9 protein-coding genes (1 of these 9 only partly in view) are annotated in these 14,669 nt (G+C 53.6%); 2 read left to right on the top strand and 7 right to left on the bottom strand.

Features of this window, described 5'->3' with window-relative positions; all coding sequences use genetic code 11:
• From ET464_RS18245 to ET464_RS18220, 6 genes are all read right to left on the bottom strand, one after another.
• Positions 1 to 827, bottom strand: partial view of a carbohydrate ABC transporter permease gene (locus ET464_RS18245; protein WP_129443402.1) — the 5' portion only. Its footprint begins 52 nt before the window's first position; 827 of the gene's 879 nt are visible here — the first part of the coding sequence; its start codon is at positions 825 to 827; its stop codon lies beyond the left edge, outside the window.
• A 21-nt stretch (positions 828 to 848) separates the two neighbouring features.
• On the bottom strand, positions 849 to 1,742 hold the full coding sequence (locus tag ET464_RS18240) for an ABC transporter permease (RefSeq protein ID WP_129443400.1): 894 nt from the start codon (positions 1,740 to 1,742) through the stop codon (positions 849 to 851).
• 289 nt (positions 1,743 to 2,031) lie between these two features.
• Positions 2,032 to 3,765 (bottom strand): extracellular solute-binding protein, encoded by a 1,734-nt coding sequence (locus tag ET464_RS18235; protein WP_129443398.1) that lies wholly within the window; start codon positions 3,763 to 3,765, stop codon positions 2,032 to 2,034.
• 125 nt (positions 3,766 to 3,890) lie between these two features.
• Positions 3,891 to 5,519, bottom strand: a complete 1,629-nt coding sequence (locus ET464_RS18230) for a response regulator (protein ID WP_129443396.1) — start codon at positions 5,517 to 5,519, stop codon at positions 3,891 to 3,893.
• A gap of 2 nt (positions 5,520 to 5,521) precedes the next feature.
• Positions 5,522 to 7,306, bottom strand: a complete 1,785-nt coding sequence (locus ET464_RS18225; RefSeq protein ID WP_129443394.1) for a sensor histidine kinase — start codon at positions 7,304 to 7,306, stop codon at positions 5,522 to 5,524.
• 140 nt (positions 7,307 to 7,446) lie between these two features.
• On the bottom strand, positions 7,447 to 8,262 hold the full coding sequence (locus ET464_RS18220; protein WP_129443392.1) for a helix-turn-helix domain-containing protein: 816 nt from the start codon (positions 8,260 to 8,262) through the stop codon (positions 7,447 to 7,449).
• 165 nt (positions 8,263 to 8,427) lie between these two features.
• Between ET464_RS18220 and tynA the strand changes: the two genes are divergently transcribed.
• Both tynA and ald read left to right on the top strand, forming a co-directional pair.
• Positions 8,428 to 10,719 (top strand): primary-amine oxidase, encoded by a 2,292-nt coding sequence (gene tynA, locus ET464_RS18215; protein WP_129443390.1) that lies wholly within the window; start codon positions 8,428 to 8,430, stop codon positions 10,717 to 10,719.
• A gap of 219 nt (positions 10,720 to 10,938) precedes the next feature.
• Entirely contained in the window at positions 10,939 to 12,060 is a 1,122-nt protein-coding gene (gene ald / locus ET464_RS18210; protein WP_129443388.1) for an alanine dehydrogenase, read from the top strand.
• A 117-nt stretch (positions 12,061 to 12,177) separates the two neighbouring features.
• Here ald and ET464_RS18205 read toward each other — a convergent pair whose 3' ends face one another.
• On the bottom strand, positions 12,178 to 14,541 hold the full coding sequence (locus ET464_RS18205) for a glycoside hydrolase family 95 protein (RefSeq protein WP_129443386.1): 2,364 nt from the start codon (positions 14,539 to 14,541) through the stop codon (positions 12,178 to 12,180).
• Positions 14,542 to 14,669 lie beyond the last annotated feature (128 nt).

Genomic DNA, 14,669 nt, shown 5'->3' with positions numbered 1-14,669 from the left:
AACGGATATATCAAAAGCACCGGCAGCGCACCGATAAAAATTTGAGCGGCGTTCACGGTCTTTTGCGAGATCAGCTCCATCGTCTTCGGATCAAGGCTTAACGTTGTCATGTCCTGCTGGATAATGACTGTCTGCAGAAACGTCGCCAGCGGATACTGGCTTGGCTGATTCATGTAAAGAAGCCCGTCAAACCAGGAGTTCCAATGAAATACGATGCTGAATAAGCTCAGTGTAGCGATCGCAGGTTTCGATACCGGCAAAAAAACCGAAAACAATGTGCGAAAGCTGCCCGCTCCGTCGATAAGCGAAGCTTCCTCCAGCTCTCTCGGAATGCCGCGGAAAAAGTTCATCATTAAGATGGTCAAATAGATGTTCACTGCACCGGGCAATACAAGCGCCGCGAACGTCCCCATCAGATGCAGCTTTTGAATCATAATATAAAAGGGGACTAGCCCGCCGTTAAACACCATCGCAAATATAAAAATCCAAGCATAAACGTTGCGGCCTTTAAACTGTGCATTTTCCCTCGACAACGGGTAGGCGGCCAAAAAAGCAAGCAGCAGCGTAAGCGCCGTGCCGGAAACGGTTCGCAGCACCGAAATGCCGATGGACCGGATAAACGCCGGGTTGTTAATCGTTTTCTGATAAGCTTCGGTTGTAAAATGAACCGGCCACAAGGAAACCAGATTGCCGTCCGCAGCCGACTTGGCGCTTAATGAGACGGCAAGCACATGGACCAGCGGCAATATGCATAAGAGCGCGACCAGCATCATCAGCACATAATTAAATACGGAAAAAGTCCGGTACGAAACGGTTTTATGATACATCCGCTCTCCCTCCCTTCCTTCTTAGAAAATCCGGTAGTTCGCCAGCTTATAGGCAAGCCTGTACGAAATAACAATCAGAATCATGCTGATGACGGATTTGAACAGCCCGACCGCCGTACCAAGCCCCATGTCGCCGCTCACAATCCCTGTGCGGTATACGAAAGTATCAATTATATCCCCTTTCTCAAGCACAAGCGGGTTATACAGATTGAAGATTTGATCGAAGCCGGCATTCAGGATGTTGCCTAACGCCAGCGTGCCGACCACAATCGCTATCGGCATCAGGGACGGAACAGTAATGTTCAGCGTCTGCTTCCAGCGGCTTGCGCCGTCCACTTCCGCCGCTTCATAAAGCGAAGGGTTAATGTTCGCGAGTGCAGCCAGAAATACGATCGTACCGTAGCCGAATTCCTTCCAAATATCCGATACGATAACTGTGAACCGGAACCAGCTGCCGTCACCGAGAAAAAAAACCGGACCGATGCCGAACCAGCCTAACGCCCGGTTTACTAGCCCGCCGTCCGTCGATAAAATATCGATCAGAATGCCGCCAAGAATGACCCAGGACAAAAAGTGGGGCAAATAGACCAAGGTTTGCACAAACCGTTTGAACAGCTGTTTGCGAATTTCGTTTAAAAAAATCGCAAACGCAAACGGCACCAGCAAATTGAATATAATTTTCATAACGGCGATCAGCAGCGTATTCCAAATGACCTGAAGGCTGTCCTCCCGCTCGAACAATAAACGGAAGTTGTCGAAACCAACCCATGCCGACCCTGTAAAGCCAAGCGCAGGCTTATAATCCTGAAACGCCATGACAGCCCCGGCCATCGGCAAGTAACTGAATAATAGAAGAAACACAAGCGAAGGCAACACCATTAAATGCAGCGGCCAAAATCGCTTTAGCTGCCTCATATCGCGACTCCTCCTGCACGCTTGAATTGAGAATAACCTCATTATATAAGCCTGCATACCAACCTCCATTGCCGTGCATAGACAGCGCAGAGAGTCAGCATGCAGGCTTTACGTTCATGCAAGGCGCAGCCCGGTCCGGCACAACTTGGCGCGGCCGGCCGGATGCTAACTATACTCCAATCAGTACCGCATCGCAGCTTGCCGTGTCCGGGCGTTAATCCGTGCACGCGGCTGGCTGATCGGCACAGCAGTACTTCCGTGCGAACCGCCCGTCACCGCCGGTATCCGTTTATTTAACGGAGTTGTACCATTCGTTCACTTCCTTCGTAATTTGGTCGCCGCCTGATTTTTTCCAAGCAGCCGCAAAGGAATCAAACGTATCGACCGGTTTCTGGCCGTATATAATTTCGTTAAACGCCTGGTTTTCGATCTTGTTCAAATAATCCAGCTTCGTCTTCATCGTTTCCGTTGAAGGACCGGTAAACATGTTCATATAAGCGGCGTCCACCTGCGACATCACAACTTTCGCTGCAGCTGGCGTTTCTTTGCCGTAGTTGTTGACCAGATCCTTTTCCATGCGGGTTTCCGGCGCCTTGCCGTTGGCCAGATCCATCAGCGCCTTCATTTGCGCGTCCGGAATACGGGCCGCGTCGCGTACGAGGAAATAACGCATGACGTTAACAGCCCCGCCCGGCACTTGATCGAGATAAACCGGATTGCCGCTGGCATCCAGATCATAGTCATACCCTTTAAAGATCCCTACATCATATTGGCTGCCCGGCTGCGGATTGGCGATATTGTCAAACATGTAGTTCTGGTACGTGAACAGCGCTTCCGGATGCGCCATGTCTTTATTGATCAAAATATACCCGTTTGAAAATGCCGTTCCGTGGCGTCCGGCTTTGCCGTCGGGACCGGTTGGCAGCGAGATCGGCTTCCATACTGCGCTTGGCACGTTTTTGACCGTATCGACAAGCGGCCAGCCGCTCATCCAGTAAGGCCCCGGGATAATGCCCGCTGTCCCCGCCACAGCCGGTTCGGCGGTTTTGTTCTCATCCCATAATGCCGCTTCCTTCGGAATATAACCTTTCGTATACCATTCGTTCAGCTTGGCAAGCCCTTGCTTCATGCCCGGATTAATGGAGCCGTATTCAAGCGTGCCGTCTGCCGCCTTGTTCCACTGCTGCGGAATGGTGCCGTATGCGCCAAACACCCATGACGGGTCGCCCATCCATGTGTTCATCGACGTTTTGAAGCCGATGCTGAGCGGCGTCACTTTATCCGGCGCCAAGCCGTCGGGGTTCTGGTTTTTGAACGCCTCCATGACCTGATCCAGCTCATCCAGCGTCGAAGGCGCTTTCATGCCCAGCTTGTCGAGCCAGTCCTGGCGGATCCACAATACATAATCATTATTGTAGGCGTAATCCAAAATCGGAATAGCCATCTTCTTCCCGTCCCGAATGACCGGATTCCACACGGTCGGATCGATCTCCATCGCTTGCTTCCACGTATCGTTGGCATACTGGTCAAACAGCGAGCCTACATCGCGGAAGTTGCCCGATTCGATCAGATCGGATACCAGCTGCGAATCGCCATTCCCGACGACAAGCACATCCGGCATCTTTTGCCCCGAGGACATCGCCAGGCGAAGTTTCGTCGCAAATGCATTGTTGGTATCGGTCACGGACCAAAGCGACTTGATATCAATACCGAACTGGTCGTGCGCCCATTTGGTCGCCACATTGTTCTCGATCGTTTCGCCGTTTTTGAACTGTATCGCCGGATCTACGCCCCAAGCCGTCGTAATCGTGACCGGCGGATCGTATTTGTCTTTAAGGGCGCTTGTTTGCGAATCATCGCCCGCAGCGGCCGAAGCCGGCGGTGAAGCCGACGCGTCCGGACTCGGATTACTGGTGCTGGTGCCTGCGTTGTTATTATTGCTGCTTGAGCATGCCGCCATTGTTGACACGATGCATACAAGGCTGAGTGTGAGCAGCAGCTGCCTCTTGAAAGCGCTGAACATAGTAGTGCTTCCCCCTTCAAAAATTGATGTTGGAATGGTTGCAGCTTCATTATAGGCTGAGGGGAATACAAGGCCTATGACATTAAGAGAACATTTCTGCACCTTTTGCAACTTGTTTGCCTTTTTTAGTGGCCGCGGAACTCGTGCGGCGTCATTCCATAATATTTGCGGAATAATTTGCTGAAATATTGCGGGTTCTGATAGCCGAGCTCAGCAGTAATTTCATATATTTTTTTGCCGGAATGCTTTAACAGATAATGGGCCTTCTCCATGCGCAGCCGGATCATATAGTCGCTTAAACTCTCTCCTGTTTCCGCCTTGTACACTTTGGACAAGTAGACCGGGTGCAGGAACACTTTGTCCGCAACCGTCTTGACGGAGGCGTCCTGGCCGAGCGTTGCCGCCACAATCTCCTGCACCTGATTGACGAGATGGCTTTTGGCATATTTGTCGCTGGCCGACAGCTCCGTCCGCAGCCGCTGCAGCATCGTCTCCGACCAGCTTTCCAGCCGGTCCAGCGACTGCACCGCCGATGAGTCAAACAGCATATCCATGCCGGAATGGTCGAGTTCATAAATGAACTGGCCTTGCTTATGCGCACAGTACATAAAAGCATTCGTCACATATAAAAAAACTTCTTGCAAATGTTCCCTTGTATATCCGGTCCGGCGAAGCGCCAGAAATATATCTCTGATTTTGCCGCCGGAAGCTTCCCATTGCTTCGATTCCAGCAGATGGATAAGCGTTGGCGGTTTGTACATCGACTCGGTAAAGTTCAGCTTGGCTTCCGGAAGCAAACGCCGGTCTTCCAGAAACAGCACCTTGCCCGCGGTCTCTCCGGCACTGGCATAATAAGCGCTGACGCTTTTGCGGTACGCCTCCGCAACCTGGTCCGGAAACCGGAACCAGCCTGAGACGATAAGCGACAAATCTGCTTTCAAATAAGCTAACGCCTGCTCCCGCAGCTCTGCGGCTGCCCGCTCCAGCATTTGGCGCCGATGCTGCGCCTCTCCCCCGTAATCCGGCCGATTGCGAACAAGCTGGGCGGCAATGACCAGGCAATTATGCGGCGCGGCCCCATGCCAGACACGCATATGCGGCGACAACGTTTCCTCCGCGATATTCAGCACCGCATAGTTCATCAGCTCCATGCTGTTCCGGTCGGACTTGCCATAGGGATTGCCGTAATGGATCAGCAGCAGTACAGCCGGCTCATCCAGCCGGAACGGAATTTCATAAAAGGCCAGCTTCTCCGCCAGCAGCTTTGGCGACAGCTGCCGGCCAAGCAGCAAGTCCTCCAGCAAACTGCCGCGAAGCATGCCCAGGTCCGACTTCATGTTGTACAACAGCCGATGATAGCTGTCAGCCTGCTCCCATTCCAGCTTCAGCTCTTCAATGATAGTTAGCAGACTGGTTATAAATTCCCCGTCGTCGACCGGCTTCAAAATATAATCGGCGGCATGCAGCTGCAGCGCCCGCTTGGCGTATTCAAAGTCAGAATAGCCGGTAAGCAGCATGCAGCGGATATCCGGCCACCTTTCCGCAATCGTTTCGATTAGTTCCAGGCCGGTCATAGCCGGCATGCGGATGTCCGTCACAACGATATCCACCTCATGCTCTTCCAATATCCGAAGTGCAGCCTTGCCGGAATCGGCGCGGTATACGCGGCTTACGCCAAGCTCCGCCCAAGGGATCGTCGCTTCCAGGCTTTCCGTCACATAGGTTTCGTCATCGACCAGCAGCACATCTATCATCGTCAAGCTCCTTCTTCCAGGGATTGGGTACCGGAGGCAGAGGTGCTGCCCGGCGCAGGGCCGCTTGAAGCTTCCGCCGGCTTCCATCTCAGCCGGATACGCAGCCCGCCAAGCGGGGATGCAGCCAGCTCCAGGCCGGCGTTTTCGCCAAACCGGAGCTGCATCCGCTGCTGGATGTTCCATAATCCGTACCCAAGCTCATCCTCCTTCGGACGCGACAAACGGTATTGAATCGCCAGCATTTTTTCGGAAGGAAGACCGATTCCGTCTTCCTCCACTTCAATAACCGCCTCCGTGCCGTCATAATAGCCGGCGATGCGAATTTGCCCCGCTTCCGGGTAAGGCTCAATGCCGTGCAGCACTGCATTTTCGACTAGCGGCTGAATGACAAGCGGCGGTACGGGCAGATGCAGCATCCGATCCGGCACTTCGACCGTATAACCGAGGCGGTTCATCCGCATATGCTGGATACGCAAATAGTTGCCGGCGAATTGAAGCTCTTCGGTTAGCGGCACGAATTCTTTCTCCTGCCGGGTCGTATACCGGTAATAGCTGGACAACGCCTGGCTCATCGCCACAACCGATTGATAGTTTTGCAGCTTCGCCATGCTCGAAATAAATGAAAAGCAGTTATAGAAAAAATGCGGATTGATTTGCGACTGCAGCTGCTTCAGCTTCGCTTCGCGCACATGGATTTGCTCCAGGTATACTTTCTCGAACAGCTCCTGAATTTGCTCCACCATTAAATTAAAACGGGCAAACAAGAAGTTGAACTCCGTTTTCCCTTTTCCTTTTGGCTTCAGCCTGACGGCATAGTCGCCGTTTTTCAGCTTTTGAAAGCTGACGACGAGCTGCTTGATCGGCACCTGCACCTGACCGTACAGCAAATAAGCCATGACGCAGCACATAAGCAGCAGCAGGCCGACAATCGTATAAAACAAATAATTGGTTTGATACACCGGTCCAAGCACATCCGATAAAGGCATGTAGTCAATCAAATACCAGCCGGTCGTTTCGGATAATACGGTATTGACCATGTACCGTTTGCCGTGCAGCTCTACAAGCCGGCTGCCTGCCGGCTTCAGAAAGCCGCCGCGCGCCAATATGGCGGCAAGCTCCGAGGCAAACGGTTTATCGGAGGTGCTGTTATAGATCGCCCCGTACTCCTTGCTGTAATAAAAAGGGTCCCGCCGGCCGTCCTGCTTAAATTTATTAAGCATATCGGTAATATTGGCACTGTCGAAACGGACCTCCAGCATGAGTCCATATTCAAAAGAATTGTATGGAAGCGATGTCATAAGCGAAAACGTATATCCGTCGGCGTCGCCATGCGGCGTAACCTGCCAGCCGTATTTCATCCGGCCCTGCAGCTGAGTATTGTCATAAGCTCTTGCATCTTCCACGGTGATGACGCGGCTAAGCTGCGGGGAATAAATGGACAGCGTGCTTTTCCAGTCGGAGGAACTTTGTTGGATGCTCAGCTTCGTCTGAATGCGTTTAATTAGGGAAATGGTGTTCAAGTCCAGCTCTTTCATCGGCTCGAAGTAATCGCGGAGCGCCGATATATCGGGGTCTTGCACAAGCAGATTGGGCCATAAGCCCATCACGTTGATGGTCGTATCCACTTGCTCCTGGAAAAAGCTAAGCTGGTCGGTGTTCGAGCGGTTCAGCTCCGAATCGAGCACATGCGTGCTGATTTTGTTGGAGTAATAATAGAGGCCGATAATCGGCAGCAGCATCATAAGCAGCAGCGCGGCGATTTTCGTAAACAGCGTTATTTTGGGCATTGCGGCTAAGCCCCCTGTGAACAGTTTGCATAACGAGATTTGCCCTATTATAACCTCTTTATGGAAGCGTTCACAATTGTAATTTTGCCGGCGCAATCATGCAGAAACTTCATTAAAATATGGGGAACGGCGCGCTCCGGTTAACGGCCAACGCCGCCGGCGCGTTCCTGCTGCAGCTGCCGGGGCGTCATTCCGGTAAAGGTTTTAAACTCTTTGGCAAAATGCGCCTGGTCATAGTAACCGTGGCTGTCCGCCACATCCATCAGCAGCACGCCGTCCGCCATCATCGAGCGCAGCGCATGCTGAAACCGGATAATGCGGTTGTACATTTTGGGCGGCATGCCTAATGCGTTCTCAAACTTCGTGCGGACGTAACGTTCCGAATAACCGGTATACGCCGACAGCTCCTGAACCGGCACAAGCCCTTTGGAGGCATGCACTGCATGCAAGCAGTACGTTACTAAGCCGGTCATGTCTTCCTGTGCGGACAACATGTTCCTGCCCAGCCGTTCAAAATAGCGGATGCGCTCATTCAGCCCGCGGCATGCGGCGATTTGTTCGCTTGCATGCGCATAAGAAGCCCATACTTGTTCGATGGGCGCCTGCACCTCGACCAGTTCTTTTAACGGAAGCCCCGGAATTTGCATGCTGAGAGCAGGCGTCAGCCGCACGCCAAAATAATCGGTATCGTTCAAAAACGTTATCCGCTGCCCGGCGAGCACACTGCCGCAAACCATAGCAAACGGGCGGGCCGGATCACAGCAGAACAGCAGGTCGACGCAGCCGTCCGGCACCACCCTTAATCCGTCCCCGTCCTTCCTGGTCCGAAACTGGTAATACAACACCGGCTCTTCGCCGTACAGCACTTTCTTCTCTATGTACAATAAAGTGTTCCATTCAAATCCGAACTGAATGCCGCGATAACCGTCTGCGGCGTTTCCCCAATGTTCCTGCATAGCTGCAGCCCCGTTTCGAATAGATTATCAAATGCCGATTTTATGTTTCTATTATTATGTAAGATAACATAACACAAATCAACGATATAGTTCCGTTTTTTACAATACACCCCATTTCAATGTCATTATTATTGACATATATAAAGCATTGGGGAGGAAATACGGATGCCAATTAAAAAATCAATTGCAGCAAAAACAGCCGCCCTCGGAACGGCTGTCACCATTGCGTTCGGAAGCGGCTCCTTTGTACCGCTGGCTCATCCTGTCGCCTATGCCCATGGCGGCTCGGAGGACTTTGTTCCGCTGCGCGCCACGCTGGAGCAATTTGGCGCTGCGGTGAAATGGGACGCTTTTTCCGGTACGATTACGATTACCAAAAACGGCACTACGGTAAAAGTAAAACCTAACTCGGCGGACGCGCTGCTGAACGGTAAAAGCATACAGCTGGAAGGTCCCGTTATTATGAAAAACGGCCAGGCATATGTGTCGCATCATTTTGTTAACGACATCTTCCAGTCGGGACTGGACCAGACTTTCCAGGTGGAAAGCCAGCCTCATCCGCTTAATCCGCTGACGCAGGATGAAATCACCGAAACTGTTTCGATTATTAAAGCAGCGGGCAAATACGAGGACAATTTCCGTTTTACTGAAATTTCGCTTAAGACACCGCCCAAATCAGAGGTTTGGAATTTCGTTTATACCGGGCAGGAACCGACTGCGAACCGCAGCGCCCAGTTCGTCATCTTGAACGGCAAGCAGGTGATTGAAGGGGAAGCCGATCTCGTCGCCAAGAAAGTAACGGGCTGGCATGTTGTGGAAGGCGCGCATGGCATGGTGCTGCTGGACGACTTCGCAACGGTACAGTCAGCCATTGAAGCAAGCCCCGAATATGCGGAGGCGTTAAAGAAAAGAGGCATCAGCGACGTGAAGCAGGTGGTCTCGACACCGCTCACGGTTGGTTATTTTGACGGGAAAGATGAATTGAAGCAGGACTTGCGGCTGCTGAAAGTTGTAGCCTACCTGAACACCGGCGACGGCAATTATTGGGCGCACCCGATCGAAAATCTGGTAGCAGTCGTCGATCTGGAACAGAAGAAAGTTATTAAAATCGAAGACGACGGCGTTGTGCCGATTCCAATGGCGCCAAGGCCATTTGACGGCAGCGACCAGCCTAATAAGGTTTCATCCAAACCGCTCGAAATTTCGGAGCCGGAAGGCACCAACTATACGATTACAGGCGGCCATACGATCCATTGGCAAAACTGGGATTTGCACGTCCGGCTCGACTCGCGTGTCGGCCCCGTTTTATCCACCGTTACTTATAACGACCATGGCACAAAGCGCAAAATTATGTATGAAGGTTCGCTTGGCGGCATGATTGTGCCTTACGGCGATCCCGATGTGGGCTGGTACTTCAAGGCGTACCTTGATTCGGGCGAATACGGCATGGGCACTCTTACTTCGCCGATGCAGCGCGGCACCGACGTTCCGGACAATGCGGTATTAATGGATGCAACGATAGCCGATTATACAGGCGCGCCGATGACGATTCCAAACGCGATTGCCGTATTCGAGCAATATAGCGGTCCGGAATACAAGCATCAGGAGATGGGCCAGGATAATGTAAGCCGCGAGCGCCGCGAGCTGGTTATCCGCTGGATCAGCACCGTCGGCAATTACGATTATATATTTGATTGGATATTCGACCAGAACGGCACGATCAAAATTAACGCCGGCGCGACGGGCATTGAAGCGGTTAAAGGTGTTGTGTCCAGTACGATGCATGACGATACGGCTGCCGACGACACGAAATACGGGACGCTGATCGACCATAATATCGTGGGCACGACGCATCAGCATATTTACAACTTCCGCCTCGACATGGACGTGGACGGCGAGCAGAACTCATTGATGGAGATCAATCCGATTGTGGCCGACAATACGGAAGGCGGCCCGCGCACAAGCGTCATGACGACTGAGCAAAAAATCGTGACGAATGAAAAAGACGCCGCGCAAAAGTTTGATCCTTCCACGATCCGTCTGCTGGCCAATACGAATAAGGAAAACAAAGTCGGCAACCCGGTCTCTTACCAAATCATTCCGTATGCAGGAGGTACACACCCGATTGCAAAAGGCGCCAACTTTGCGGAGGATGAATGGCTGTTCAACCGCGTTAACTTTATGGACAAGCAGCTGTGGGTAACCCGCTACGATCCGAATGAACGGTACCCGGAAGGCAAATATCCGAACCGTTCCGACAAGGACACCGGCCTCGGCCAATTCACATCCAATAACGATTCGATCGTCAATACGGACGATGTCGTATGGATGACAACCGGCACGACCCATGTCGCCCGCGCGGAGGAATGGCCGATTATGCCAACCGAATGGGTATATACGATGCTGAAGCCGTGGAACTTCTTCGACCAGACGCCAACACTTGATCTCGAACCGTAACAGCTGCAACCCGCCCGCCTCTATAACAGGGCGGGTTTTTCATTTTGCCGCAGCCATGCTGCTCTTTTCCTTCAATTCGCCAGGCGCAAGTATTAGCGCCCTTTCCATTGTCAACGCTGTAAAATAGACGATTGCCCCACTGAAAGAAGCCATGCGGCTGAATATGATATTACAAGAAGGTCCGGATTGGACCGCCAACGGACGGAGAGGTGGCCAGCTATGAAAATCGGAGTTCCAAAAGAAATCAAAAACAATGAAAACCGGGTAGCTTTAACGCCTGCCGGAGCAAAATCAATGGTGCTGAACGGGCATACCGTATATGTAGAAGCAGGAGCAGGCGCCGGCAGCGGCTTTGCCGATGCGGAATATAAAGCTGCGGGTGCGGCTTTGCTGGAGCAAGCCGGAGAGGTATGGGCGGCTGCGGATATGATTATGAAAGTGAAAGAGCCGATTGCCAGCGAATACAGCCTGTTCCGGAACGGCCTGCTGCTGTTCACTTATTTGCATCTTGCGGCCGAACCGGAGCTGACCAAGGCGCTTGTCCAATCCGGCGTTACCGCGATTGCTTATGAGACCGTATTGGACGGCGGCTCGCTTCCTCTGCTGACGCCTATGAGCGAGGTTGCAGGACGGATGGCCGTGCAAGTTGGCGCTCAGCTGCTGGAGAAGCATAACGGCGGCAAAGGCATATTGCTGTCGGGTATTCCCGGTGTGACGCGCGGAAAGACCGTCATTATCGGCGGCGGTGTCGTTGGCACAAATGCGGCTAAAATCGCAGTCGGGATGGGCGCTGACGTAACCATTATCGATTCCAATCTGGCACGGCTGCGCCAGCTTGAAGATATGTTTGGCCGGGACATCCATACGCTTGCTTCCTCTCCCGCTTCAATTGCCGAAGCCTCCGCCGAAGCGGATCTGCTTATCGGAGCGGTGCTTATTCCAGGCGCCAAAGCGCCCAAGCTGGTGACCGAACCTATGGTTCGCGCGATGCGGCCGGGCTCCGTCATCGTGGATGTAGCTGTCGATCAAGGCGGCATCGTGGAGACCATTGATCATACGACAACCCACGACAATCCCACTTATGTCAAACATGGCGTGGTCCATTATGCCGTAGCCAACATGCCGGGCGCCGTACCGCGCACCTCTACGCTTGGCTTGACCAACGCCACATTGCCCTATGCTCTGCAGCTTGCGAGGCTCGGCGCACGCGAAGCGTTATCCGCAAGCCCCGCTTTGCGCAGCGGCACCAATACAGCCGCAGGGTATGTCACTTACGAAGCAGTCGCCAAAGATCTTGGCTATCCGTACATGCCTGTGGAGCAGGCGCTTGCGCTGCTGTAGAATTCAGGAACGGGCAGCCGTAAAAAAAAGCCGCCAACAGCCGTATTGGCGCCGGGTGCCGCTCGGTCAAGAGCAGCACCCGGCGGTCAACGGGCTGGGCGGCTTAGGGGCATGAAATTAAAAAAGTATCGTATACCGTTGTCCTGCTTCGGTTGCAAACCGGTACAGCCCGCTGTCTTGTACAAGCGGTATGGCTTGTTCCTCCTGCTGGAGCGAAACCGGGCTTAGCGATGCGCGGAACCGGCAAGGCTCGCCGTTCAGCGATACCAACTCCGCCTTCGCGAGGCGGCCCCCGCTCCAGAACAAGCTCACTTCAAAGCCGCCGCGTGCTCTTAAGCCGGTAATATGACCTTCCGGCCAGCTGTCCGGCAAAGACGGCAGCAAATCAAGGAAGCCTTGATGCGACTGCAGCAGCGCTTCGTTGATGCCCGCCGTGGCGGCAAAGTTGCCGTCGATTTGGAACGGCGGATGGGCGTCGAACAAGTTCGGATACACACCGCCGCCATGATGGTACGATGGATCGTCTTCCTTCACCAAACGCAGCAGATTGCCGAGCAGCCCCAGCGAACGGTTGCCGTCGCCAAATCTGGCCCACAAGCCAACCTTCCATCCCAAGCTCCAACCGGTGCCGTCGTCCCCGCGGCGCTCCAGCGATTTCCGAGCCGCTTCAAACAGCTCCGGCGTACCTGCTTTCGTCAGCTGGCGCCCCGGATAGACGCCAAACAAATGGGAAACGTGGCGATGATGCACATCCTCGTCCTCAAAATCGACGGACCACTCCTGCAGCTGGCCGTATTGGCCGATTTGCATTGGCAGCATCTTGTTTAATGCTGCCTGCAGCTCTCCGCGGAATTCTGCATCGATATCCAGCGTTTCAGCCGCCTCGATGCAGTTCGTGAACAAGTCCCAAATCAGCGACAAATCCATCGTTGATGCGGCGCCTACCGCTACGAGGCTGCCGTCCTCCAAGCGGAATTTATGCTCCGGCGACGTGGACGGTGATGTAATAAGCCGGCCTTGTCCATCTTCAAACAGCCAATCCAGGCAAAACAGCGCCGCTTCCTTCATAATCGGATAGGCCTGCCCGCGCAAATATTCCTGATCGCGGCCAAACGCGAACCGCTCCCACAAATGCTGCGACAGCCATACGCCGCCCATCGGCCACATCGCCCATACCGGATCGCTGCCAGCCGGGGCAGTATACGCCCAAATGTCGGCGTTATGGTGCGTCGTCCAGCCGCGCGCGCCGTAATTCGTTTCGGCCGTCGCCCGGCCGTTCACGGACAAGCTGCCAATCAAATCAAGCAACGGCTCATGGCATTCCGCCAAATTGGCGGTCTCCGCCGGCCAATAGTTCATTTCTGCATTAATGTTCAACGTCCAGTTGCTGTTCCAAGGAGCGCGAAGCTCCTTGTTCCATATGCCCTGCAAGTTGGCAGGCTGTGTGCCGGGACGCGAGCTCGATATAAGCAAATAACGGCCGTATTGATAAAGAAGTTCTACCAGTCCGGGATCTTTAGCTCCGTATTCTGCAATCCGCTCCTCCGTGGAAAGCTCCTCCGGAGCAAGCGGTTCGCCCAGCCGGATGCTGACCCGATTAAACAGCGCTCCGAAATCTTCCGTATGCGCAGCACGAAGCGACTCGTACGGAAGCGCCATCGCTTCCGCCAGCGCCGCTTCCGCAATAGGTCCGGGCGCTTTGCCGTCCCGGCCGGGATTCCGGTCGAACCCGTTAAAGCTTGTCGCCGCGCTTACATAAAGGGTTGCGCTTGTCGCACCGTTCACATGAATGCCTCTGCTGTCGCAGTCGATGGACCCGCCGCTTGTTTTAACGGCAAGCCGCCCTTCGAACGACATGCCGTCCGTATTGCCGGCATCGCCGTAGACAACCGAATCCGCCGCGTCGATATAATTCGGCAGCACCTGCTCCGGCGCAAGCCCTCTCATGATGAACCGGCCGCCTTCGCCATAGGTTTCGTGGCGCAGGATGCTGTCCAGCTTCGCATGGAAGGAAAGCTTGCCCGGCTTGTCCGCCGTCAAGTGCATCACGACAACTTGATGCGGGAACGAAACAAATGTCTCCCGGCGGTATACCGTGCCGCCCGCTTCATATTCCACCTTGGCCGCCGCTTCCTCCAGCACAAGCTCCCTTGTGTAACGGCCGATCGCCTCCCCATGCTCCAGCTGCACATGCAGATCGCCCAGCGGCATATAAGATTGCACATTGTCGCCCAGCATGTTTTTGGCCGCTTCGTTCGCTTCCTTATAGTTCCCTTCCGCTACCAGCTTCCGAACCACCGGCAGCCACTCTTTCGCTTGCGGATTATTGCAATCGCGCGGATAACCGGACCACAACGTATCGTCGTTAAGCTGGACCAGCTCCGTCTTTGCACCTCCAAACACCATGGCGCCGAGCCTTCCATTGCCGATTGGCAGCGCTTCTGTCCAGACCTGGGCAGGTTTCTTATAATGAAGCTTCATCCGATTTCGTCCCCCTATGGAAAGTAGATGCTTATAACTGCTTCCATCGTACGACAGCGCTTCCATTCGGGCAATACTTTCTGTTTTTTTCATACGGGGGAACTAGAAGAAAAAAAAGCTTTGCGCAG

The organism is Paenibacillus protaetiae, assembly GCF_004135365.1.
GTDB classification, from domain to species: Bacteria; Bacillota; Bacilli; order Paenibacillales; family Paenibacillaceae; genus Paenibacillus_AP; species Paenibacillus_AP protaetiae.
This window is presented reverse-complemented; position numbering and strand designations above follow the sequence as displayed.